The sequence below is a fragment of the Arthrobacter sp. AOP36-C1-22 genome, assembly GCF_052377515.1.
In the GTDB taxonomy this organism is placed as follows: Bacteria; Actinomycetota; Actinomycetes; order Actinomycetales; family Micrococcaceae; genus Arthrobacter_H.
The window spans coordinates 1-712 of sequence record NZ_JBQSWW010000067.1; the positions used below are offsets into that span (position 1 = coordinate 1).

Here is a 712-nt window from a genome sequence, read left to right on the forward strand (position 1 = left end):
ATCCCTCGGCGGAATGACGCCGTTCAGACACTGGGATCGCTGGATTGCAGAGAACCAATTAGCTATCGCATAGCCGCTGGACTGCTAACGGGGACCCAACCAGTCTTTCTGCTCGCCAATCCAGAACGCCTCAAGTTGTTGGCATGCTGCTTTGCGCACTCTAGCGAAGGCCACACTTCGGGCGTCGTGATTGTCCAGAAGCGTCACTAGCCGATCGATGTTCGGGAGGGTGAAGGAATTTTGATTCAAGTGCTCTGGTAGATGAGCAGGCTCGTGTAGGGATTTCAGCTTGGCATCGAGCAACTCGCGCACGGTTGTGAGATCTTGAGTGATTTCGTCAGTTCGCTCCTGGAGAGCCTGAAGTAGTGACTTGTATTCCTTTCGGAACTCGGGATACAGAAGTCCGGGGTCTGGAAAGTAGGTGCTCTGCTCAAGAAGCAACGTTGTGATTTCTTCGACTTTTTCGATAGCTTCCCGAAGCTCATCCTGCAGTTCCGTTGTACTTTCATCGAAGTGCCTGTTCAGTGTCTCGAGCCGGTCATGATTGAGATCGTTGGCGCAGAAAAGACAAGTCCTTCGGTTCCCGTGAAGTGAAAGACCTTTCTGCACCCAGTCGGAGTGCTCTGGATGTGTGATCAGAGAATTAATCAACGTGGCTGTTGGGATCCGTGCCAGTATTTCCGCAATGTCTTCTGTACTTAGCACTTCTAGG

The 712-nt window shown here is 51.7% G+C and carries 1 protein-coding gene; it reads right to left on the reverse strand.

The annotated features are described in order from the left end of the window. Nucleotides 1-84: 84 nt before the first annotated feature. On the reverse strand, nucleotides 85-712 hold a 628-nt coding region (locus tag ACT3S6_RS15895; protein WP_444555776.1), incomplete at its 5' end, for an AAA family ATPase.